We start from the raw sequence: 23,715 nt of genomic DNA, 5'->3' as shown, positions 1-23,715 counted from the left end.
AGCTTAATCAATTTAATTTTATGTTGGGACTTTCACTAATTGTGATATTTCTTCTCCAAGACGCATGAAATGTTTAGGATTTAAAGTGAATAACTGATCTATCTCTGCTTTAAAAACAACTTGAGTGATCAAAGCATCATAAATCGCTCCTCCTGTTAAATTCAAAGTTACCATTTTATTAATGACAGTTTGATAATCTTCAGCAGAGAGAGAAATCACTTCAAATTCTGCCAAATTTTCTCTTATTAATTGTTGTGCAAGTTGGGGCGAAACAGTAGTTTTTAGAGGAAGGCGTGTCAAAACGGAATAGAGCTCTGCTAAAGTGTGAGTGCAAATTATTCCCTTAAGATTTCCAGATTTAACTTTTTTCAATAGTGAAAGACAAGCTGAATGTTTGGGGTGATTAGTCCATAGTGCAGCGACTAAAACACTCGTATCAAATAAAGTCTTTATCACGATGTTAATTCGTTAGTTCTTTCTGTTCTTAACTCATCAATGATTGTTGTTGCATTGCCTATTGGTTCAGCTTTGAAGACTAGTATTCCATCTTCATAGTAGGTTTCTAGTTCTGATTTTAAGGGCTTAATAATAAGTTGACCATTCTCCACTTTTAAGGACAACTTGGTTTCATGGTTAATCCCCAATTGTTGACGTATTTTTTCAGGAATTTCGACACAACCAAATTGATCGAGGGTGATTTGTTCCATCTATAGTATTTTTTTCTAATCTCGTTTTAGTATAGCAAATGGGTTGATGCTTTGCATTTTATTAATACTTTTAATTTAAAGGCTACCAGCTTCATTCAGAAGTTGCCGTACCTGTTCTGTATCATCCTGAGTAAGCAGCCTATGTTCAACTATATGTTCCTCGTAGACCTCACCGGCTATTTCTCCACGTAAAACAGCGATCGCTCTTTCCGTGGCCTGTTTGCCCGTCTGAACTCCCGATTGATCAATAATCGACTGGAGGGGGTTGCTTGAATCCAACAGCCGCTCCGCCTGTTCTCGGGAAAGATCGAGAATGCCAAATACGGCAACTTCCTCCTCAAGACCAAGTATTTCTACTGCTTCAACTGCCACTCTGGTTGCTAGATTAGAGCCTCCCCACAAAATTTGGATGTCGGGATAGGCCTCCAAAATCTCTATGACCTTGTCCGTATCATAGTGATCTGTGACCCCCACTGAAGCTAGGGTTTTCCAGGATAAACCGGATTTATCTATGGCGGCTAAAATCCCCTGAAGATAGGGATAGTTGCGATCATAAACAGCCCCATCTACTAGTGCGATATGAATTGGTTCTGCTTTGGAAGTTTGCCGAGGGACGATATTCTTTTGCACCCATTTAGTCAAATAGATGCCAGAATCATAGCCCATCTTTTCACTATCTGTATCAAAACAGGCGATCGCCACATCTTCTGCTACTTCTCGCTCTAGACAAGAGTCAACAGTGATAATTACCAGCCCAGCTTCGCTGGCTTTTTTAAGAGCAGGCAAAGAACCGACCGGATCATTGGGACGAAGGATCACCGCATCCATTCCTAGCTCAATCATCTGGTCAATAGTTGCCGCTTCCCCCGCAACACCTTCTTGAGAATCAAAGCCCCAAATATCGACTCGTCGATTGGCAGCTCGACGCATCCCCAGCTCATAAGCTTTAAATAAGCTACTCTTTTCCCGAGGCTTAATTAAACCAATGCGTAATGCGGCTAGCATTCCCAAGGTTACTTTTTTCTCCCATTTAGGAGCTAATATCGTTGATTGCCAGTCTTGACCTCGCTTAATTTGAAAGATATTCTCCCATTGCGCTCCCCAAAAATCAGCACCTCCCAACTGGGCCCCCAGAAACCTCGTACGACCCTGCAAGTCTGTAAAACGTAGGGAGGCATCTTCAAGATTGACCTTATAAAAATCCGCATTATTCAGACTTGCTCGATTAAAATTAGCTTTTTTCAGACTTGCTCGATAAAAATTGGCTCCTTCAAAATGACTCCAGAGAGCTTTGGCATTGACTAAACTTGTCTTGGCAAAGTTTGCTTGGGATGCTGTAACACCATAGAGATTAGCGTTATCTAAGACAGCACCTTCTAAATCTGCATTGACGAGATTCGCCCGAGACAAATCCGCATCTGTAAGGTTAGCTCCTCGAAGGTTAACGCCGCTGAGATTTGCCTTATTTAAATTTATGCCCCGCAGATCACTACCTTCAAGATTAGCGCCAGATAGCTGAGCGTTACTAAGATTGGCTCCTGTTAAAACAGAATAAGATAGATCCATCGGTTCCCAAGAACGGAAAGAATCTTGATTAAATAGATTGCGAAGAGACCAGCGATGACAGCCGAGAATTTCTAGGTTGGCTAAATGGGCATTGGGTGCAACCAAGCCGGGATTTCCTGCACATTGAGCATCAAGGGCATTAAGAGCCGTAATCCGTGAGTCGTCATATTCTCGATCGCTAGATTGGAGGAGAATTTCCCGAGCTTTCTGAACTCTTTGTTGTTGACGTATGGGTATAGTCACAATGTAAGACACCATGGCAAATAGCAGCGCACTTTCACCCAAAACAGTTGCTAATTTTACCAGGGAAACTTCTTTGAGTGAATCTACAAAATCTGAGACCTTAGCATCTAAAAGAGAAACTGGCTTTAGCAAAGGAGATACCGACGCTGGAGGAGCAGACACGGTTTCTTCCGCAGTGAGATCTGCTTTACTGCGAAGATAATTCTGCAACTGTTTCTGATAAGAGGTCTCAGATAGTTTAAATGCCACAGAAGCCTCGCGAATTTTCTGCTGGCGGACTTCTTCTTCTGCTAAAGCGGCAATTATCTCAAAGCTCTGGAATAGTTGCTCCATATTCCGAGAAGAACTTTCAAAATGCTCAGATTGGTCAGAGGACTTAGATGGAGAGGTCATAGGCGAATCGGTAAATTACTGGAGAATGGAGGTAAAATCGGCGAGACTCATGGCAGAAAATCCTTCCGATGTGAGTTTGCAGACGATCACTAGATCAGATCCCTGGTTATCTCCGTCGGTGAAGTCAATGGTAATTCCTCCCAGATCGAATTTTGACTGGGACACCTCAGCGAGAAAATTTTCACGGGTTATTTCTCCAGGAACATTTCTCATAATTTTCAGGAGCATTTTGCCTAGGACATAACCTTCTAAAGAAATCACCCCAAACTCTTCTTTGAGGGCAGTTTTGGCCTCCTCAACAATGGGTAAGTTGGCGCTTAATAAGGGAACAACTTGAGTTAAGATCACACCATCGAGTAAATTATATTCTTCGAGATCCCAGCGCAGTTCATCGGCACCGGTAAATGAAAGAGCAGAAATCAGCCAATTTTCACCTTCGGAGCGAGCCATTCCCACAAAGTAAGACAAATTGCGATAAGTAGCTGCGGTTATTACAAGTTTACAATCGACTCCACCCTCAGATTCCCATTTTTTTAAGGAGTCATATCCTGGCCTGCTATAGGGAGTATTGCGAGTGTAAACCCCAACAGGCCCCAGGTTATTGCGATCGCCATTACTTGACAAAATCTTTTCGTAGCGCTTGATAATATCCTGACTGGCTCCGAGCTTGGTCAGAATTTGCTTGAGATTTTCGAGGGCATCGAGTCCGTAACCATCGTTTTGGACATAGGCACAAATTTCAGCAGGAGTCACACCTGCGGCGATCGCCATTTCGACAACAGCCGCGATTTCCTGACCATAGCCAGCTCGATAATTTACAATAGGCCCTCTTGCATCTTCTCGTAATAGTTTGGCCCCAGTAAAAAAACCCACAGCAGGAATATTTTGCTGTGCCAAAATTGGTAGTGTTACCTGGGCAGTTGGTGTGCCGACATTGCCGAGGGCAATAAAAATATCTTGGGCTTCGAGTAATTCTTCCGTTGCTTTGCGAGCACTAGCTGGTTCGTAATAATCATTTTTGAAGGTAATTTCTAGCGATCGCCCCTGCACTTTTTCCCCCACCAGAGCAGATTCGAGTCCCAGACGCATCCCATTGCCAAGGGCTTCATCTTGTCCCTGAAGCACTAATACCGAACCTAAGCGAATCGTATTTGGGGTAACACCAGGGGTGGATGAAGAGGCATTGCCCCGACAGCCAGTGAGGAGACAAGCTGATGCTAGTAAGTACCAAGCCGTTAGCAGTCTCGCCTTAAAAAAAATCTTACGAGATCGTAAAAAATTACATTGTTTGAGATCAAGGAATGAAAGCAAAAACCTCATGAAGTTGATTGGCTCATTCGATAGAATAACCCTATCTAATGTCTATAGATTTACAATCATTCAAGGCTATTCGCTATTTACTAGTAATGTCCATAATACAGTCGTAAAGTATTACTTATTGTTACTTCTTAGAGCCTTGAATTTCAGAAAATAACTGAGGAGCAAAAGAAATATCAATAAAAATTGTAGAATCGAAGAAGGCAACCTCTACTAATAAGTAAATGATTCTTCGCAACCTCCTCTCTCCTAAAACCGATAAATTGCAACCGATTATCAAGCAATTGGAAACTGCCATTGGGAAAGATGGGGTAGTTCGTCGTAAACAAGAATTACTGACCTATGAATGTGACGGTTTAGCTAGCTATCGTCAACGCCCAGGAGTTGCCGTCTTGCCCCGCACGACAGAAGAAGTGGCCGCAGTAGTCAAAATTTGTCACGACAATGATATTCCCTGGGTAGCTAGAGGCGCAGGAACCGGTCTTTCTGGTGGAGCACTACCGATAGAAGATTGTGTTTTGATTGTGACAGCGAGGATGAAACAGGTTCTCGATATTGATCTGGAAAATCATCGTATTACTGTACAACCAGGAATTATTAACAATTGGGTGACTCAAACCGTCAGTGGTGCCGGATTTTATTATGCTCCCGATCCTTCCAGTCAGATTATCTGTTCCATTGGGGGTAATGTCGCCGAGAATTCAGGGGGAGTTCACTGTCTTAAATATGGGGTCACGACCAATCATGTTTTAGGTCTAAAACTAGTAGTAGCAGATGGCTCTATTATCGATGTTGGGGGCATGGTTCCCGAAATGCCGGGATATGATCTGACGGGGGTTTTTGTGGGTTCCGAAGGAACTTTGGGTATTGCGACCGAAGTCACTCTCAAGATTCTGAAACGACCGGAAGCAGTCTGTACCGTACTAGCAGATTTTCCCAGCATCGAAGAATCTGGGGCGGCAGTGGCCGGAATTATTAGTGCGGGAATTATCCCGGCAGGCATGGAAATTATGGATAATTTCACGATTAATGCTGTGGAAAAAACTGTCAAGACTGGTTGTTACCCTACTGATGCAGCAGCTATCTTGCTAATTGAATTGGATGGGTTGGCCGTAGAAGTAAAATCCAATAAACATAAAGCCGCTCAAATTTGTCGCGATAATGGGGCAAGGAATATTACTTGGGCCAATGATGAAGCGACGCGGATGAAACTTTGGAAGGGCAGAAAATCAGCTTTTGCCGCCGCAGGAAATATTAGTCCCGATTATTTTGTCCAGGATGGGGTGATTCCCCGCACCAAGTTGGCTTCGGTGTTGCAACAAATTAATGTCTTAGGCGATCGCTATGGCTTTAAAATAGCAAATGTCTTCCACGCCGGGGATGGCAACCTCCATCCTTTGATTCTTTATGACAATAAAATAGCAGGGCAATTTGCCAAGGTAGAAGAGCTGGGAGGAGAAATCCTCAAATTATGTGTGGAATCGGGCGGCAGTCTTTCGGGAGAACATGGTATTGGGTCAGATAAAAATTGCTATATGCCCTATATGTTCAACGAAATTGATCTCGAAACTATGGGTTATATTCGCAATGCTTTCAACAGCAAAGGACTGGCTAACCCTGGCAAAATGTTCCCAACTCCCCGCACTTGTGGGGAAAGAGCTAACGCCCAAAAAACAGCAAATGTTAAAGGTGCACAGTTGTATTGAAGCTGTACTAAAAATAGTATAAAAGCTACTTATGCTTGTCTAACAGACTTATCCTGTCACTAAGAAAAGAGCCGATAATCAGAGCCGCTAAAAAAAGAGCTGGATTGGCTGGATCGATCACCAAGGCAGTAATTGCCGGGCCGGGGCAGTATCCAGCAATTCCCCAACCGATCCCAAATATGGCAGCGCCGATAATTAGAGCTCGATCAACAGTGGTATTAGTTGGCAAATAAAATTTTTCTGACCCAATGGGCTGGCGTAAACGCAAAACAAAACGAAAAGTTATCACCGTAACGCCAACCGCACCACCTAAGACAAATAATAAGGTCGAGTCCCAATTCCCCGCAATGTCTAAAAACCCCAAAATGCGATCGCGATCAATCATCTGGGAGAGACTTAACCCCAAACCAAAAAGCAGACCGCAAAATAGGGCAACCAAATTTTGTTTCATAACCCTAATAAGTGATGAGTAATCCAGACTGTAATGATAGCTGTAGCCATAAAAGTGATAACTGCAATCAAGGAGCGGAAAGATAATCGACCTAGACCACATACTCCATGACCACTAGTACAACCATTTCCCATTCTGGTGCCAAAGCCAACTAATAAACCTCCCAGCAGCATTGGCCAGGGAGTCAAAGATGATGACATTGCCAATTCAGGAAATAGGACAGTTTTATAAAATAAACCACCTAGTAGCATCCCCAAAATAAAGAACCAACGCCAAGGAACTGGCTGTTTAAATCGAATTGCTCCATTGACAATGCCACTGATCCCCGCAATCCGACCAGTAAAAGCAAGTAAAACAGTGGCACTCAGGCCAATCAATATCCCACCAGTCAAAGCTACTATCCAATTAAACTCTGTCATCACAATTACATTGCAAATTATTTTAGTAATTGAAGGTCCAAAACTCACTCATGAAAGATATTCATGGAGCAAGTTTTACCATCATAGACCAACCCATCTCTATTTTTTGCGCACTGATGCACCATGTATGTCACTATGTTCACTCCCTGTATATTCGTGACCTCCTGGTGCGCTCATTGGCGAATTGTCAACAATATTTGTAGTTCGCAGCACACCCACCAAACGTCCAGAGGCTCCGCCATCGAGAAGCTCGATAATGCCAACACCAGGGCAACTGCCTTGGGCTGCATGGGCAACGGAGACAGGAATTGGCCCGCGTAAGGCAACTACAAGATATTTTCCATCTGGGGTGTTCTCGATTAGATCTGGCGCTGGATCATTTTGGGGCAGGTTAGGGTCATCTGTAACTGAAGCTTGAGCGCAGGGGCCCACTCCGTTACCCTGACCATCTGCCGAGGTTAAGTCATAGGTAGTGCGTGTCAGGGTCTTGGTATCAAAAACCTCGACATTATTTTGGATGCGATCGACATTATGGATATGGGAACCAGACAAAGTGCGTGCCATACCATGGGCATCACGACGAGTAGTGGTACCTGGTAGCTGTCCAGTCAGATTCTCGTTCGAGTTGCCATCATCGTTACCAATGGTTGTCGTATTCGTCGAATCCTTGAAAATCACCGTGGGACTAGGCGTGTTGAGAGCATTGGCGGTTTTGCCCAACTGAGAATCGTCAATGCTGTACATGGTAAAGGTTGACTGAGTAGCACCTGCTTTAGAGGCAGAAACTCCTGCATTTAACCACATTTCATTGCCAACTTGAACTCCACCACAGCCGGCACCGTTAATGGTTTTGTTATCATATTCGGCAATAATCTGCATCGGAGTGGTTTTAATATCTGCAATCAAAAGACCACCACCACCAAAGGTAATATAAGCATGGTCATTATTGGAAGTAATCGGACAGATAATAAGGTTATTCGCCCGACCAGCAGGTGTCTCGTTAGAATTATCAGTGCATTCGTTTTCTTTGCAGATACCGTTGGGTGTCAAGTTGCCAAAATCAGCTTCTTCATAACTACCTGAGATATTTCCCAGCATAGGGTTTCCCTGACCATTGGTCCCCAGATAAACCTTTGCTTCATCGGTAATCGTCATTTCCTTGCCCACTCCTAAGGATGCCGACTGATTGAACGTGGCGCTGGTGATTTTGCCATTGCCATCCCGTTCGATGTCAATACGTTCGAGCACTTTTCCATGAAGATTGGCAACTAATAAGGCACTGCCATCACTATTCCAGAAGGACATATGCACTGAACGACCAATATTGGTTCCTGTCACCCTAAATAAAGCTACTGCTTCTTTTGTTTCGCCATCGATAATCCCAATATAACCACCATCAGGGGCAAATATATTGACGTTCATATAGAGGTTTTGGGGATCGCTCAACATTCCATGGAGACGTCCAAATCCCGACAGTTCACTTAGACTCTTACCAGTGGGGCCACTAGAACTATTTTCCATTAGGGTTGAAGGGAAAACATCGTAAAGATTGCAAGGCCCTTCTCCAGCAATGTTCTTTCCATCACAACCTATAGGTTCGGCCGCTTCCCCATCTTTAAGCTGTGTCTCAACATCTTTGCTGTCCCAGATCCAGAGCCAACTACCGCTCACGCCCCGTGAATCGACATTAGAAACCGAGTTTGATTGGTCAGAACCCCAGATCTCATAGCCATCGCTTTCGGCAACCGTCGAACTAATGGAGAACATACTCGCCAGCATTGCGATCGCAACTGCCTGAGTTTTAAATTTAAAATTTTTCATTGATTTCCCCTCCACTTAAACCAATCAAAGATTAAGCTAGACAAATAAAACTCTTTAATTTATTATTTGATCAGACTATTGAGGGTATTTTACAGATATTTTGTGTTGCGAATCAGTTGCATAACATAATTGTTTACATTCGCATGTATTAAGTATTAACTATTATTTTTGTGAGTAGTGAGAAACCTCTTCCAACTTCCCGCCTTCTGCCTTTCAACTCCTGCCTCCATTTGACCAAGCTAAGAATAATGAAGATTGAAACTATTATAATTAATCAATTAACCATTCATGAACATCATTTAGATATTATTTATGGTGTAGATAACTTCAACTTTTCTACTAAAGTTTTTTACCATGATGTATCTTTTAGTTTACTTACCACCAAGTATTCTGAAACTGTAATTAATCAAATCGCTGCCTATATTGCCTTCTTCGAGGGCATGAAACTATGTTCTCTATTTCCCAAATACTATGATATTAGTATTATCGCAGAACACTTAAGTGATTCAGCTTTAGAGTTATTTGCCAATATATATCAAGGAGTGTTTGCTCAACATTGGTATGAAAATAACGTAACTGAATACATTGGACCTGAAATTGTCTATCCAGGAGTTAGTTTAAGAGCAAGTAACCCCATCTACCTAGCTCAAGATAACTCTACCGTACTTGCTGGCTGTGGTGGGGGAAAAGATAGTATTGTAGCCCTGAAAATGCTTGAAGAAGCAAATCTTCCCTTTGCCTCAATACAATACTCCCATAGTATTTATGGGAAGGCAGATTTCCAACATAATTTGATTTCTGAAGTATTAGAATATGTGAATCCTGTTAAGAAACATCAAATTTCTATTTACGATGACTTTATTGACTATCCTTTACTGGGGTTATATTTTCCCAAAAATTCAGGAATCACAGTTCCAGAAACACCAGTTTCTATCTTTGAATGCTTGCCTATAATGCTAAATGAGGGCTACAGATATTTAAGTTTGGCTCATGAAAAGAGTGCTAATAGAGGAAATTTTTTCTGGGAAAAACTTGGCAAAGAAGTAAATCATCAATGGGGAAAAAGTCATGAAGCAGAAAAGTTATTAAATGATTTTATTCAAAATAATATTTTAGCCAATTTTACTTATTTTAGTATCTTACAGCCGATTTATGACTTTCGCATCTTCAAAAATCTTAGTCAATATCCAGAAGTATTACCGAAAATTCATTCTTGCAATATCAAAAAACCTTGGTGTAAAAAATGCCCTAAATGTGCTTATGTATGGTTAGGTTTAATGGCAGCTTTTGAGCCTCAATCTGTAAATGTAGTATTTGAGAAAAATTTATTTGACGATGAAGATTTAATACCAATTTTTAGACAAATGCTAGGTTTAGCTAAGCATACTCCTTTTGAATGTATTGGCGAAGTTGATGAAAGTCGATTGGCGATGAAAAAATGTTTAGAAAAGGGCTTATCGGGAAAAGCTCTAAATATCTTTAAACAGGAGATATTATCTGATCATTCTATTAATTGGCAAGAAATAGAACAAAAATATGATCGAGTTTATATAACTGAACATGCTATTCCCGATTGGATATTTAGTAAAATTAAAGAGCAATTATAGAAGTCTAATATTATAAACAATGAAGCCTACTCCTATGCCACCACAACCAGGTCAAGAATCCGTTTGGGATTATCCTCGTCCTGCCGTTTTAGAAGATACAGATAAACATCTTCGAGTTATTTTTAATGATGTTGTTATTGCCGACACTAAACAAGGTAAGCGAGTTTTAGAAACGAGTCATCCTCCTACCTATTACTTTCCTCCTGAAGATATCAAATTAGAATATCTAATTCCAACAGCTCGTAAAACTTTTTGCGAATGGAAGGGTTGGTGTGGTTATTATAATATTAATCTGGGTGAGCGACAGGTTACTCATGGTGCTTGGCGTTTTTTCGAGCCTAGTTCTAACTTCATTCCGATTAAAGAATACTATGGTTTTTATGCCAGTCTGATGGATGCTTGTTACGTTAACGATGAATTAGTAACACCCCAACCTGGAGATTATTATGGAGGCTGGATCACCAAAGATATTGTCGGACCATTTAAAGGCGAACCTGGAACGCGCTGGTGGTAATGATACTTAACTACATCTATATCATTTGTAGATGCTCTTTACTCACGGCTTAAGCCGTTTAAGCGGCTTTTCCTCCCCGCGCTAAAGCGACGGGGTTACCAAGCAACACACCTCATGTCATGTCGTAGCCAAATAAATTAGCATTCACCTCTGATAAATCAATATCTCCCAAGCCATATTCTTTCCAGCGTCGAGAAACCATCTCTGCGGTTCCAGGATCAGATTCTAACGGTTCCCCCCATTCATGGGTTGTCTCCGGAGTCATCTTGGTGGTGGCATCAATGCCCATTCTTCCCCCCAAACCAATTTTGGCACTGGCAAAATCGAGGGTATCAAAAGGAGTATCGGGGAGAATAAAGACATCACGAGCGGGATCAACCTTAGACGAAATTGCCCAAACTACCTGACGAGGATCGCGAATATTAATCTCCTTATCCACCACAATGACAAATTTAGTATAGGTAAACTGGGGTAGAGCACTCCAAAAAGCGAGGGCAGCTCTTCTGGCCTGTCCAGGATAGGCTTTATCAATCGAGATAATAGCTGCTTTGTAACTTAGGGCTTCCATGGGCAGGAAGAAATCGACAATTTCTGAGACTTGCTGTCGCAAAATGGGTGTATAAATCCGGTTAAGCGCGATCGCCATCATCGCTTCTTCTTTGGGCGGACGACCGCTAAAAGTTGTCAGATACACAGGTTTTTTGCGATGTGTCATGCAATGGAAACGCACTAAAGGAGAATCTTCGACGCCGCCATAATATCCCATATGATCACCAAACGGCCCATCCGGCAATACTTCCCCTGGGGTGATTGTGCCTTCTAAAACGAATTCCGAATCCGCCGGAACTTCCAAATCTACTGTTTTACATTTGGCAAGTTTCACTCCACTGCCACCATACAAGCCAGCAAATAACCATTCCGACAAATCCACAGGAATTGGGGTTGCTGCCGCCATGATTATTAGGGGATCAACTCCCAGTGCGATCGCGATTTCTAATTTTTTCCCGGCTTCAGCAGCTTTGCGCAGATGTCTCGCCCCACCTCTGACCGATAACCAATGAACAGTCATGGTAGTCTTCGATTGCAACTGTAAACGATAGACCCCCACATTCGGAGTACCAGTTTCACAATCTTTGGTAATCACTAATCCCAGAGTAATAATTTTCCCCGCATCCCCCCCATAGGGACGAATCATGGGAATTTTGTTTAAATTTAAATCCTCTTCTTCAATCATTACTTGTTGGCAGGCTGGAAAAAAATCTCTTCCTGGTTTGGCTTTGACTACATCAAAAAGAACTTTCCCGAAATCTACAGCTTGGGAAATTTTCTTGGGTGGTTTGGGTTGTTGCAGCATAGCGAGCTTACTGCCCAACTCTTCCAGCTCTTGGGGTTGCTGCATATTCATTGCCCAACAAATTCGTTCTACAGTACCCATCAAGTTCACTGCGACAGGAAAAGGTGAGCCTTTAACATTCTCAAATAACAATCCAGGGCCCCCGGCTTGGAGCATGCGATTAGAAATCTCTGCTATTTCCAAATCCCCATCTACTAAAGCATTGATGCGTTTGAGTTGTCCCCTCTCTTCTAAGATTTCAATAAATCCCCGTAAGTCCCTGGCCATAAGTTAAGAAATATAAAGTTCACTTTCTTCATTATGAACCGATCGCGCTTGCTTGGGAAAGGGGCCAGAAATATTCTCTGTTTAAAAACTAATTTTGCTGACCTTTATTCAGTCAGAGACTGTATTCTAGTAAATATAATTCTTTTTCTGAATCATGCTCAGTCAGGCGAAGCCTCGTACTGCGTAATCGCAAAACCCAGTTAAAAATGAATCTTGGTCAGTGGTTTGGTTTTGTTTGTTTAATTCTTTCCCTATATGTTCTCTGGCAAATTCATGCCCTACTGCTATTAGTTTTTACTGCTGTGGTTTTAGCTACGGCACTGAATCGCTTAGTCAAATGGTTGCAAAGGAAAGGACTACCTCGTCAATTGGCTCTTTTTTGCGCTATCAGCTCTGTTCTAATTTTTCTCACTTTGTTCATCTGGTTGGTAGTTCCACCCTTCAGTCAACAGTTACAAAGACTGATTGAACAATTGCCGAGGGTTTGGAGCAAAATCAATTTTCAATTAACCATACTCGAAGCTAAACTGCCTGATTATTTTCCCAATTTCCCGACAATAAAAGAATTATTAGCTCAACTGCCTGCATTACACGAATTGCTAAGCGGGTTTTTCGATGTCTTTTCCGATTCTTTGACAGTTTTTTTGCAATTATTTTTGGTAATTGTTTTAACTATCATGATGTTGCTTAGCCCACAAAGATATCGGAATGCTTTTTTGATTCTGTTTCCTTCTTTTTACCGTAAACGTGCTGATGATATTTTGTCCAAGTCGGAAGCGGCATTAGGCAATTGGCTGCGGGGTATTTCCATAAATTGTCTATTTATTGGAATTTCTAGCGGAATTGGGTTGGCTCTTTTGCAAGTCAAGTTAGTTTTAGTTCACGCATTAATTGCCGGGGTACTCAACTTTATTCCCAATATTGGCCCAGCTACTAGTGTTATTTTTCCCTTATCGATCGCGATTTTAGAAGAACCTTGGAAAATTATTGGCGTATTGGTTTGGTATTTTATAATTCAGAATCTTGAAACTTATTGGCTATCTCCTACGGTCATGGCTAGACAGGTTTCTCTGCTTCCTGCTGTTACCTTAACAGCACAAATTTTCTTTGCCAGAACCTTTGGCCTTATGGGTTTAATCCTTGCTTTGCCCCTAACGGTGGTTAGTAAAATCTGGCTGGAGGAGGCTATTTTTAAAGATATTCTGGATACATGGAAGGAAAGGAAAAGATGAGTCAAAAGTCCCTGACGGGGTGAAGGCAGAGGGCAGAGGGCAGAGGGCAGAAGGAAAAAATACCTCGAAAATAAAGACTAGAAACTAATTACTTATTACTTATTACTTCCGCACAGGGAAAGCTATTGCTTAAGCTAATCCAATTTTCTAAGCTTAAATCTTCAGCTCGACTTTGAGGATTTATATCTAATTTTTCTAGTAGATTATTTAAGTCATCAACTTCAATCACACTTTTCAAATTATTGCGCAACATTTTACGACGACTAGAAAATCCCAATTTCACCAAAGTCTCTAGCTGACGAACATTTTCTGCGGGATTACTCAGCGTATGTGGCCGCAATCTTACCACTACCGAATCTACTTTTGGTGGTGGATAAAAGGCTTTTGCTGGCACATCACAAATTTTCTCGCAACTCGCTAAATATTGAATTCTGACAGATAAAGCACCGTATTCTTTAGTACTGGGATTTGCTGTTAGGCGATCTCCAACTTCTTTTTGAATCAATAAAACAATAGACTCGTAGTCTTTGGTATTAGGCTGAGAAATACTGCCCAATAATTTCTCTAATATCAATCCCGTAATATTGTAGGGAATATTGGCAACAATTTTAGTTTGCTTCTGAAACAAAGGAAAAGGCTTCACCAATTCTGGAATATCTAAAGCCAGAAAATCGCCTTGTAACAGCAAAAAATTTTGATATTCTTGAAATTTTTTGGTTAACTTTTTACATAAATATTTATCTATTTCTACAGCTAAGACCGAATCGACAGAGCCAAGTAACCGACGAGTTAAAACTCCTGTTCCTGGGCCAATTTCCAAAATGCGATCGCTACTATTCAACTCAGCAGCATTAGCAATTTGGTCTAACACACGATCACTTTGTAACCAATGTTGACCAAAACGCTTTTTTGTTCGAGAACTATACTGTTTATCCATTAATGGTTTCTGCTAAGACCCAAGACTTGATCAATTTATTAATCTCCTCAGGAATTTCATCATGGGGGCAATGACCAGCTTGAAGATAATATTCTGTGAGCTGGGGATAATATTGACGGAATTTCGCGCCTTTTTCCCTGGTATTCATCCAAGGATCTCCTTCTCCCCACAACATTAACAGAGGACAGCTCATCTGATTCAGCAAAATATCAATCTTATTGCCTTGGGGCGATTTGAACACCGCTGCAAATACTTGTCGAGCTCCTTTGTCGCAGGAAGGACGATAAATATCTTCTACCAGGCGATCGCTAACTGCATTATGATCCAGATAAACTTGCTTGAGAGTTTTGCGAATTACAGAACGACGCCGCACATACTGAAACAACAAGTAACTGGGCAAAGGCTGTAATAAAACTCGGCGAGTTACTTTCCCAATGATATTTTTAATTCCCTTGGGCTCAACTTTGGGTTCTTGGTCGCTAAAAGGCCCCGCACTATTAAGTAAAATTAGCCCCGCAGCCGATTGAGGTTTTTCTGCCGCGACACAAAGAGCCGCATAACCACCTAAAGAATTGCCAGCGAGAACTGTTGGTTGCCCAATCACTTCGGTAATAAACTCATGAAGTTGCTCGCACCAGAGTTGCCCACTATATTCTTGATTGGGTTTTGCCGATCGCCCGAAGCCAAGTAAATCAATTGCCCAAACTTGAAACTCTTCTTGAAGTTGCGCGATATTTTTGCGCCAATGGTCAGTCGAGGCACCAAACCCGTGAACTAGGAGTAAAGGCGGTCGATTTGTCTTTTTTTCTCCTGCCTGCACATAGTAAATTGAGTTTCCTCGCCATTGCCAATAGTTGCCTTCAATAGCGGGCGCAGTTTCCAATAGTTGCATTTCGTATATTGTTAAGTTAAGTAAAGTTTTTTCTTTTTAGTTTACATTAAACGAAGGCAGAAGGCAGCGGTGCGACCCCTCGCCTTTACAGGCGGTTGGAACCCGCGGAATTTTTAATCCGCAAGGGAACGCCGACCGAGCTAGGGAACGCGCACCAAGAGAGAGGGCAGAGGGCAGAAGTTTAATAGCGAATAATCAGGTATTATCTAAGAATTCACTAAAACTACTCTAATTCTGTAAGCTTGAACCTCTTTGAGATCATGGAAAAGATAACTAATTCATTGGGGTGGGGAATTTCATTGATGATTTGGTTGCTGTCTGGTGAAGAGGCGATCGCCATTGTCAACCCCTTCTTTACTAAAGGAAACACTGAGAAAAATTAAATGTTAAAATCCTTTTCTCAACTAATGCAACTCCAAACAATGAAGATTAGGATTATTTAAAAGTTCTTGAATTGCCTCTTTTCCAGAGCGAATTATCACTTCAACTTGTTTAGTAGGGGCATTTCCACAACGCAGCTAAACTACCTTTTGTCAACTTACGACTTAAATTCTGGTCGAAAAGTAATTTCAAACGACACCTACCGAAGCAACTAAACGATGTTCGCGATCAGCAGCAAATTCCAAACAAGCCCGAATATCTTCTTCTGTCAATTCAGGAAAATCATCTAAAATTTCCTCATGAGACATACCCGCAGCTAACCGACCCAAAACATCATAAACAGTGATTCGCATCCGGCGAATACAGGGTTTCCCACCTCGCTTATCTGGTTCAATGGTAATGCGATCGCGATAGCTCATAATTATTCAATAGATTAAATCGTTATTTCCTCTTCAAAGTTTGCCGCTTCTAGCGTACCAGCCAACAATCGCTGCAATGATAATAAATGCTATCTGTCGCCAATTCTTTAACTCTCCAAATTTCTCAGTGATTTCTGGTATTTTCTGAACTGAAGTTTCGATAGTTTTAATTCGAGCATCAATGGTTTTCACATCGCCTCTAACCTCAGCTATTTCTTGTTTTATATCGCCTTTAACCTCAGATATTTCTTGTTTTATATCGCCTCTAACCTCAGATATTTCTTGTTTTATATCGCCTTTAACCTCAGCTATTTCTTGTTTTATCTCTCCCTTAAACTCAGCCATTTCTTGTTTTATTTCAGCCTTAACCGAATCAATTTTTCTATCCAACTCATTAAACTTATTGTCAATTTTCCTATCTAATTGACTAAAACTATCCTTGATAAGTTCTTTAAGTTGTTGAATATCTGTGTCAGATATGGCTGTCATGATTTATGATATGACCAGAATTTTTGAATTTTGGGAAACCACGTTCTTTGTCGGAAAGGGTTTCCTTTTTTATTCTATATCCTTGTCGAGAGCCTTTGGCTGATCGCGAAGAATGGGCAAACCTCTCGTCTATTTCCCAGCTTTGCCTGCTTGTGGAAAATATTATAAAACTTGATTAACTTTAAGAAAAATTACTTGTTTGACCCAAACAAAGAGTCCACAATATCTTTTTCTTGGCTCAAAAATAGTTCTCTATAGAGATTATCTTTAATCAACATCTGTTGGTGCATCTGCACTAGCAAGTCTTGAGCCTGTTTTTGGGATAAGTCTTGTACGCGATCGCTAAATACCCTGTGGCTGAACTTTTGCTCTACAGAAAGATTGCTTATTAACTGATCCATAATTACTACTTTTGATTACTTCACCTACATTGTAAACAAATATTAAAAAAACTTGACTCCACCAAGGGTAGTATTTTCCGAAAACTAGTAGCTTGGATAATGGAATCAGCTGCTGGTAGCTGCTATTAGACTATACTCAACCTCAATGCTGGCACCAATTCTGCAACTAGTGAACGCGGGCGTAAATAAGCTATCTATCAAGACTTATTACTCATTACTTATTACTTATTACTTCCGCGAAGCGACACTAGTTCGAAGCATAAGATTTTGTTTATGATCATTAGTCTTTTTCCCAAGCAAAATGTACTTTTTTATACATAATATTCTCAAGTTGGGGATTTAAACTAATTTGGGACTTTGCAATTCTATTTACTATCTTAATTGCTATAATGACTGAGCAATTAATTTGATATTGCATCGGCTCAATCCCTTTGTCACTGAGATATTATGCAACTTGTTGGCCGCTTACAGTTTAATAATCTGAGGGGAGATCTATTCGGGGGTCTAACCGCTGCCATAGTGGCTTTACCCTTAGCTTTAGCATTTGGCGTTGCTTCAGGGGCAGGTGCGATCGCAGGTCTTTATGGAGCTGTCTTTACAGGCTTCTTTGCTGCTTTGTTCGGTGGCACACCATCTCAGGTGTCTGGGCCAACCGGCCCGATGACTGTGGTCATGGCAACTGTGTTTAGCAAGTTAATCGCTGAGAATCCTGAAAGTGGTATCGCAATGGCATTTACCGCTGTGATGCTCAGTGGTGCATTCCAAATTTTATTCGGGATGTTGCGCTTAGGGCAGTTCATTACCCTGATGCCCTATACCGTGATTTCTGGCTTTATGTCGGGGATTGGGGTCATCATTGTGGCGCTGCAACTTGCCCCTTTATTAGGTCATCCAGGCCAAAGCAGTGTGATTGCGGGACTACAGCAATTACCCGAAGCCTTAGCTAATCCTCATCCAGTAGCCGCTGGGCTAGGCATTTTAACTCTATCAATTGTGTTCGGTTGGTCGGGAAAACTATCGAAAATTGTACCCTCACCACTGGTCGCGCTGATTGTTTGCACCTTAATTTCAGTTTTAGTATTTCCCGATAGTGATATTGCCCGCATTGGCGAGATTCCCCAGGGCTTTCCCCAATTACAATTGCCCCGACTGAATCTCAATCAGATGAGAGATATCGTTAGCTATAGTCTGATGCTAGCAACTTTAGGGGCGATAGATTCTTTATTAACCTCTTTGGTTGCCGATAATATCACCCGTACTCGCCATGACTCCGAACAAGAGTTAATTGGTCAAGGAATCGGCAATCTATTATCTGGATTGTTTGGTGGCCTGCCCGGTGCGGGGGCAACTATGCGTACGGTAATCAATGTGCAAGCAGGAGGACGCACAGCCCTATCAGGAATGTTTCATGCCCTAATTTTGTTGTGTATCGTGCTATGGGCAGGAGAAACCACAGCGCAAATTCCCCATGCGGTGTTAGCTGGTATTTTAATTCAAGTAGGTATTAAAATCATCGACTGGGGCTTCTTGTGGCGAGTATGTCAGGTATCTATGCGAGCGGCCCTGGTCACCTATGGTGTTCTTTTCCTCACTGTATTTGTAGATTTAGTGACAGCAGTTGTCGTCGGAGCCTTTGTGGCCAATATTTTGACAATTCATCGTCTAACCAGCATTCAAGTTGCCCAGGTTAGAGCCGTTACTCATCCTGATGAAGATCCCAAAATCTTATTGACACCTCAAGAGCGACAACTTTTCCTGCAATGCCAAGATCTAGGGCAAGTAATCTTAGTTCAGATGAGTGGCCCCATGAGCTATGGTGCGGCAAGAACTATCGCTTTTCACATGGGGCAAAATTATGACGCTTTAATTCTAGATTTGAGTGATGTGCCGTTGGTCGGAGTAACTGCTGCAATGACGATTGAAGCTGAAATCAAAACAGCTCGTCGCCAAGGGCAGGGCGAGATTTTCATTGTGGGAGCTCAAGGCCAAGTAAAAGAGAGGTTAAGGAGATTTCGGGTGCAGAAAACGCTGCCAAAGGAGAATTTCTTACCTAGTTGCTATTCTGCTTTGAATGTGATCTCGATGTTCTTTGACCCTAACGGTTCGGAAGTAGAGCTGTTGCCATTGGAGCAAAATTAACGAAGTAATAGGCTTTTCCCCAAATCCCCAAATCCCCAAATCCTTATTCAGAACTTACTCATCGAACTCATGTTTCTCAGGACATTTCCAACATTCTTTGAATGGGCTCAAAGGCAGCAACGCGGATATCCTCTGGTAAGGTAATTTCTGGAGTTTTGTTTTTCATTGCCAGATATAGCTTTTCCAAAGTGTTTAAGCGCATATGAGGACATTCATTACAAGCACAGTTATTGATTGGTGGAGCGGGAATAAAATGCTTGTTTGGTGCCGCTTTTTCCATCTGATGAATGATTCCTGGCTCTGTGGCAACGATGAAATCTTTAATATCGCTATTTTGAGAATATTTTAGTAGGGCAGTGGTCGAACCAATATAGCTGGCATGACGCAGCACAGAAGATTCGCATTCGGGATGGGCAATAACTTCAGCTTCAGGATTTTCTACTTGTAGTTGGACAATTTTCTTTTCGGAAAAGGTTTCATGTACCATGCAGCTCCCCTGCCACAATACTAAATCTCTGCCTGTTTGCTCCATGACGTAGCGACCTAAATTCTGATCTGGGGCAAAGATAATTGGTTGATCTTCAGGAATTTGTTTAACTATTTTAACGGCGTTGGAACTGGTGCAGATAATATCGCTCATGGCTTTGATCTCGGCAGTACAGTTGACATAGGAAACAACTATATGACCAGGATGAGCTTCTTTGAAGGCTTTAAATTCTGCGGGAGGACAGCTATCGGCGAGGGAACAGCCAGCGTCTAAATCGGGTAGTAATACTAGTTTGTGAGGGTTAAGAATCTTTGCGGTTTCTGCCATGAAATGCACCCCAGCAAACACAATTACATCGGCATCGGTACTAGATGCTTGTTGAGACAAACCGAGAGAATCCCCAATATAGTCAGCAATATCCTGAATATCAGAGTCTTGATAGTAGTGAGCTAGTACAACGGCGTTTAGTTCTTTTTTTAGCTCGGATATTGCTTTGAACAAGTCGCGGGGAAGGTTGTTTTGGGGTTTGGGAGGGGCAGAGAGAAACACGATCGCAAATGGTCCTGATTGTTAACAGTTGTTAAATTATAGTTACTTTTACCATAAATATTGTAGCCCATTTTACCAGTAACTAGCTATTAGTCAACTTCAGTTTGAAAACAAATTGTGGTTTTCTTGATAGTTTTTCTCTCCATAATTACCTCTGAATAATCATTGTTTTTTGGCGTTGTTTAACTGAGCTACGAATGTTTTTCAATCGCAGTAAAATAATACAAATGCTTAGCCACAGAAAACCTCCACTCCAACCAGCTAAAACATCCAGGGGCCACTGGATACCTAAAGATATGCGACTCAGACCAATTGCTCCAACGAGAAGTATTGCGCCACTGTAAATCCAGTGGGTAACTTGCGGAAAACGCAGAGTTAATAAATAGGCGATCGCCCCGTAGAGCACTGTTCCCTGAAGAAAATTGTTACTGAGAATATTTGCGGCGCCATCACTTGTAAACAATGGTCTTAAATAGGGTCGAGTCTGCTTAAAAAGTAAGATCAACTCATGATTAATAATCCAAGCCCCGAAAAAAGCTAGGAGCAACATTCCAGTCTTCCAGTAGTTGCGTTGCCACAAAAGCAAGCTAATCAGAATAAAAAAGCCTGGTATTACTACCTCTCCATTGCCGAGAATGCTAATGGAAATAATTACTTGTTCTAAAAAAGGAGGAATCCACTGCTGGATGTACCAAATAATTTGGTTCTCGATCGCTTCAGTGTTAGCAGGTAGTAGAGTTGTTGCGATTCCTATAATGCCCCAGAGAGAGAGCGGAACTCCCAAGATTCCTCCTAATCCTAAAGTAGCAATCAGGGCTGATAAACTCGGAGATACCTTCCTAACCCAGAGACTAGCTATATTTTCTAGCTTAGAAGGATCATGCTTCGCAGGAGCAAAAACAGTCAATGCATTTGGGAGACAGCTCACTTCTAGGGGAGTAGTGCCAACCATTTCCCCATCTACCACGATTTTTTGTGGGGATGAAGTGGTCAGCTTTAAGCTTTTTGCCCTGAAGTGATAAAGGTTGGGCAACTCGGCTTTAGTCCTGATGAGGGCCGAGCCGTATAAATTCATTAAATATCTGGCTGTTTGTAGCTTACTGGTAATAGTCGGTTGTAGAGCTTGTTTGGCCGTGATGATCGTAATATCCAACAAACCATCATCAAAAACTACTTCTCCAACCCCCTGGGCCAGAACTGACGTGGGAGGCGCGCTATTGGCCACCGTAATCGCAAAGGCTTGAAATTGATAAAGTTTTTCCTCAATCTCTAGCTCAGTAGTAATTAATTCTTGCTGTCCCATTTGCTTCCAGCCTGCTATCAGATAAGCCAATACTCCCCATTGGTTTTTCAGTTCTCGGGTAGCTTTTCCGACAGTTTCTGCCTCAAAACCGATTCCTGCCAATAAAGTCATCAGATGCTGATTACAATGGGCTGCATCCAAGCGACGAGTTGTCCCAGCTATAATTAGTTGGCATGCTCCCTCTATCGTTGTGTGAATTCCCAGGGCCAGGGATAGGGCATTTGCCGTCCCCCGAGGAATGATTCCTAACGGAATGCTAGAGCCTATCATCTGACTCGCAACGAGGGACACCGTACCATCACCCCCAGAGGCAATAATTAGGTCTGGCTGAGCTGTGATCGCCTGTTGTGCCAATTGGTCAGCATCCAGCTCTCGGGTTGTCAGATGGACGTGAAGATGTAACCAGGGAGCGAGAATTTGCCGGATTTTCAATAAATCTTCTGTGGCATTGCGTTGTCCAGCGATCGGATTAAAAATAAGATGAGCCACCCGAGTTGGGACTAAAGATCTGATAATGGGATGGGCTGTTGCTAGATTGCTGGCGAAAGGAATGTTGCGAGAGCTACAAATGCGAGACAAGTCCGTGACATCTGGAATTGAAAGATCGTTCTGGGTTGGGTCGATGAGAAAGATCACCGCTAGCATATTTTCCGATTCTACTTCGGCTTCAAGCTGATTAAGCTCAAGGGGCTGAATCGATAACTTGAGTTTTTGAGGTAGTCGGCTAGCAATTTGAGCTGGGACTACCAGATGATAACGGCAGAGTATGTTTTCATATTCTTGGACTAATTTCAGCAGTTTTGATGTTTGACTTTCGTGGGCCAGGAGCAGGATCTTGGCCCAGATATGATTTTTCTCGAAAGATAATCTCTGCATCTTAATATTGCTTGCTGGTAGGTTTTGTAATTGCTAGGTTGGCTCAGAGCTTGCTTTTTGGTGAGGTGCTAATATTCTAGGGCAAGAAGATTTTTTGATGTGCTTTCCGACCCGAAGGTGGGAGTATTTTGGGGTTAGGGTGCATTGAACAAGAAAAGAAACAAAAAAAATCAGCAGTTTCAACTTACTTCCACCACTGATTTATCTATATAATTTTTTATTAAAAAGTTTAAAAAGTACCCATTAAAACTAATCCAGTAAAAGCACATATTGCAATCAACATTATGCTTGCAATCACTGCATAGGGTGCGTGATTAGTACTATCGAGATATTGATTAACTTTTTGATCTCCCTCTTCAGGATGCCAAACCATTCCGCCTCTCATAATTCAACCCTCCAAACTTATATTTTCGTTGTTGTAAAGATAAACTGAAAAGTTCAACTAGCAATTCCAGGCCCAAATAAGCGAGGAGTTAGTAATAATTAAACAAATCTACAAATCAATAAACACCACATATTACTTACCACTTATTTCGCACTATAGACACTAGTTCAACTATTGTTAACTATGCATTTGCTGTGTCATAGAAACCTATGAGGTGATTGTAACAAGCAAGATGAGAATAATTTCTCTTAATATTAGAAAATAGAATATTCTTTAAAACTAAGCAGTAAAAGTTGATATATCTTTATTAATTGTAGTTACTTATCTTAATTAAGAAATGTTTTAGAATAAAATTGTTATAGCGCTTGTCTAATTAGTGGGATACATAAGGATATGCTTTAGGGAATCGGGAATCGGGAATCGGGAATCGGGAATAGGTAACAGCAAAATGTATCTTATGAACATGAGAAACGCGATCACGTTTTTACTCGTCGTTGAATGATACTTTGCCTTCTAGCCAATCGGTCAATAAGGTCGGTAAGTTCTTTTTTACCCAGCGCAAAGCTACCGCTCTTAAGACAGGTTTCGACAGCCGGGCGATCGCTTTGAGGAAACGATTTGTTGGTCTATTCTGATATTTTTTATTGATAATATTGATCGTCCCTACATCATAAAGACAGTCAATAATTAGCTTTAGGGTAATTTCTTCTCGTTCGACTAATTGTTGCAATAACAATAAAACATCGCGTAGTCGCTCTTGCTTTTTGCGTTCTTCTTGGGCAGCTTTTTCGAGTTGAGCGGATTCTTTGGAATAGGTTAGCATCAAAATTGCAGGTGAAATTTTAGACTTAAAATAAATG

At 41.6% G+C, this 23,715-nt stretch carries 23 protein-coding genes; 6 read left to right on the top strand and 17 right to left on the bottom strand.

The window, feature by feature from the left end:
- Positions 1–18: 18 nt before the first annotated feature.
- From XEN7305_RS21625 to XEN7305_RS21610, 4 genes are all read right to left on the bottom strand, one after another.
- On the bottom strand, positions 19–456 hold the full coding sequence (locus XEN7305_RS21625) for a PIN domain-containing protein (RefSeq protein WP_006511656.1): 438 nt from the start codon (positions 454–456) through the stop codon (positions 19–21).
- Positions 453–707 (bottom strand): AbrB/MazE/SpoVT family DNA-binding domain-containing protein, encoded by a 255-nt coding sequence (locus XEN7305_RS21620; protein WP_006511655.1) that lies wholly within the window; start codon positions 705–707, stop codon positions 453–455. Before XEN7305_RS21620 ends, XEN7305_RS21625 begins: the two co-directional genes overlap by 4 nt.
- A 75-nt stretch (positions 708–782) precedes the next feature.
- A complete protein-coding gene (locus XEN7305_RS21615) occupies positions 783–2,909 on the bottom strand; it encodes a pentapeptide repeat-containing protein (RefSeq protein ID WP_006511654.1) in 2,127 nt (708 codons plus the stop codon).
- Between the two features lie 15 nt (positions 2,910–2,924).
- Positions 2,925–4,229: an ABC transporter substrate-binding protein gene (locus tag XEN7305_RS21610; RefSeq protein ID WP_006511653.1), complete on the bottom strand. Its 1,305-nt coding sequence runs from the start codon at positions 4,227–4,229 to the stop codon at positions 2,925–2,927.
- A gap of 221 nt (positions 4,230–4,450) precedes the next feature.
- Between XEN7305_RS21610 and glcD the strand changes: the two genes are divergently transcribed.
- A complete protein-coding gene (gene glcD / locus XEN7305_RS21605; protein WP_006511652.1) occupies positions 4,451–5,932 on the top strand; it encodes a glycolate oxidase subunit GlcD in 1,482 nt (493 codons plus the stop codon).
- A 25-nt stretch (positions 5,933–5,957) separates the two neighbouring features.
- Here the strand turns inward: glcD and XEN7305_RS21600 are convergent, their stop codons facing one another.
- From XEN7305_RS21600 to XEN7305_RS21590, 3 genes are all read right to left on the bottom strand, one after another.
- Positions 5,958–6,383, bottom strand: coding sequence for a DUF6691 family protein (locus XEN7305_RS21600; protein ID WP_006511651.1), 426 nt, complete (start codon positions 6,381–6,383; stop codon positions 5,958–5,960).
- On the bottom strand, positions 6,380–6,802 hold the full coding sequence (locus XEN7305_RS21595) for a YeeE/YedE family protein (protein WP_006511650.1): 423 nt from the start codon (positions 6,800–6,802) through the stop codon (positions 6,380–6,382). The genes XEN7305_RS21600 and XEN7305_RS21595 overlap by 4 nt, the downstream gene beginning before the upstream one ends.
- Before the next feature lie 99 nt (positions 6,803–6,901).
- The gene (locus tag XEN7305_RS21590; protein ID WP_006511649.1) at positions 6,902–8,623 is read right to left on the bottom strand and encodes a hypothetical protein; all 1,722 of its coding nucleotides are present in this window, start codon (positions 8,621–8,623) and stop codon (positions 6,902–6,904) included.
- A gap of 248 nt (positions 8,624–8,871) precedes the next feature.
- Here XEN7305_RS21590 and XEN7305_RS21585 point away from each other — a divergent pair, with 248 nt between their 5' ends.
- Together XEN7305_RS21585 and XEN7305_RS21580 are read left to right on the top strand one after the other, a co-directional pair.
- Entirely contained in the window at positions 8,872–10,230 is a 1,359-nt protein-coding gene (locus XEN7305_RS21585) for a hypothetical protein (protein WP_006511648.1), read from the top strand.
- Between the two features lie 19 nt (positions 10,231–10,249).
- Positions 10,250–10,744 (top strand): DUF427 domain-containing protein, encoded by a 495-nt coding sequence (locus XEN7305_RS21580; protein ID WP_040899011.1) that lies wholly within the window; start codon positions 10,250–10,252, stop codon positions 10,742–10,744.
- A gap of 112 nt (positions 10,745–10,856) precedes the next feature.
- On the opposite strand, the gene XEN7305_RS21575 is transcribed toward XEN7305_RS21580, so the two are convergent.
- Positions 10,857–12,365: a UbiD family decarboxylase gene (locus XEN7305_RS21575; RefSeq protein ID WP_006511646.1), complete on the bottom strand. Its 1,509-nt coding sequence runs from the start codon at positions 12,363–12,365 to the stop codon at positions 10,857–10,859.
- A 206-nt stretch (positions 12,366–12,571) separates the two neighbouring features.
- Between XEN7305_RS21575 and XEN7305_RS21570 the strand changes: the two genes are divergently transcribed.
- Positions 12,572–13,597, top strand: a complete 1,026-nt coding sequence (locus XEN7305_RS21570) for an AI-2E family transporter (RefSeq protein ID WP_006511645.1) — start codon at positions 12,572–12,574, stop codon at positions 13,595–13,597.
- Positions 13,598–13,685: 88 nt separating this feature from the next.
- Here the strand turns inward: XEN7305_RS21570 and rsmA are convergent, their stop codons facing one another.
- Both rsmA and XEN7305_RS21560 read right to left on the bottom strand, forming a co-directional pair.
- A complete protein-coding gene (rsmA, locus tag XEN7305_RS21565; RefSeq protein ID WP_006511644.1) occupies positions 13,686–14,534 on the bottom strand; it encodes a 16S rRNA (adenine(1518)-N(6)/adenine(1519)-N(6))-dimethyltransferase RsmA in 849 nt (282 codons plus the stop codon).
- A complete protein-coding gene (locus XEN7305_RS21560) occupies positions 14,527–15,426 on the bottom strand; it encodes an alpha/beta fold hydrolase (RefSeq protein WP_006511643.1) in 900 nt (299 codons plus the stop codon). Before XEN7305_RS21560 ends, rsmA begins: the two co-directional genes overlap by 8 nt.
- A gap of 260 nt (positions 15,427–15,686) precedes the next feature.
- On the opposite strand from XEN7305_RS21560, the gene XEN7305_RS30080 reads away from it, so the two are divergent.
- Positions 15,687–15,809, top strand: a complete 123-nt coding sequence (locus XEN7305_RS30080) for a hypothetical protein (RefSeq protein ID WP_255325076.1) — start codon at positions 15,687–15,689, stop codon at positions 15,807–15,809.
- 186 nt (positions 15,810–15,995) lie between these two features.
- Here XEN7305_RS30080 and XEN7305_RS21555 read toward each other — a convergent pair whose 3' ends face one another.
- From XEN7305_RS21555 to XEN7305_RS21545, 3 genes are all read right to left on the bottom strand, one after another.
- A complete protein-coding gene (locus XEN7305_RS21555; RefSeq protein WP_006511642.1) occupies positions 15,996–16,226 on the bottom strand; it encodes a DUF433 domain-containing protein in 231 nt (76 codons plus the stop codon).
- 33 nt (positions 16,227–16,259) lie between these two features.
- On the bottom strand, positions 16,260–16,715 hold the full coding sequence (locus XEN7305_RS21550; RefSeq protein WP_006511641.1) for a hypothetical protein: 456 nt from the start codon (positions 16,713–16,715) through the stop codon (positions 16,260–16,262).
- Between the two features lie 191 nt (positions 16,716–16,906).
- Positions 16,907–17,116 carry an NblA/ycf18 family protein gene (locus XEN7305_RS21545; RefSeq protein WP_006511640.1) on the bottom strand — a complete coding sequence of 70 codons (210 nt, stop codon included), beginning with the start codon at positions 17,114–17,116 and terminating at the stop codon, positions 16,907–16,909.
- Positions 17,117–17,563: 447 nt separating this feature from the next.
- Here XEN7305_RS21545 and XEN7305_RS21540 point away from each other — a divergent pair, with 447 nt between their 5' ends.
- On the top strand, positions 17,564–19,255 hold the full coding sequence (locus XEN7305_RS21540; protein ID WP_006511639.1) for a SulP family inorganic anion transporter: 1,692 nt from the start codon (positions 17,564–17,566) through the stop codon (positions 19,253–19,255).
- Between the two features lie 76 nt (positions 19,256–19,331).
- Here XEN7305_RS21540 and nadA read toward each other — a convergent pair whose 3' ends face one another.
- The 4 genes from nadA to XEN7305_RS21525 all read right to left on the bottom strand — a co-directional run bounded on the left by nadA (position 19,332) and on the right by XEN7305_RS21525 (position 23,678).
- Positions 19,332–20,291 (bottom strand): quinolinate synthase NadA, encoded by a 960-nt coding sequence (nadA, locus tag XEN7305_RS21535; RefSeq protein WP_006511638.1) that lies wholly within the window; start codon positions 20,289–20,291, stop codon positions 19,332–19,334.
- Between the two features lie 148 nt (positions 20,292–20,439).
- Positions 20,440–22,470, bottom strand: a complete 2,031-nt coding sequence (locus XEN7305_RS27895; protein ID WP_006511637.1) for a YegS/Rv2252/BmrU family lipid kinase — start codon at positions 22,468–22,470, stop codon at positions 20,440–20,442.
- Between the two features lie 229 nt (positions 22,471–22,699).
- Complete coding sequence (locus tag XEN7305_RS29385; RefSeq protein WP_006511636.1) at positions 22,700–22,855, bottom strand: hypothetical protein; 156 nt, start codon at positions 22,853–22,855, stop codon at positions 22,700–22,702.
- Between the two features lie 484 nt (positions 22,856–23,339).
- Positions 23,340–23,678, bottom strand: coding sequence for a hypothetical protein (locus XEN7305_RS21525; protein ID WP_006511635.1), 339 nt, complete (start codon positions 23,676–23,678; stop codon positions 23,340–23,342).
- Positions 23,679–23,715: the final 37 nt, after the last annotated feature.

Source organism: Xenococcus sp. PCC 7305, from assembly GCF_000332055.1.
Taxonomy (GTDB): Bacteria; Cyanobacteriota; Cyanobacteriia; order Cyanobacteriales; family Xenococcaceae; genus Xenococcus.
Note: the sequence above shows the minus strand (reverse complement) of the source record. Positions and strands in the feature narration are given on the sequence as shown.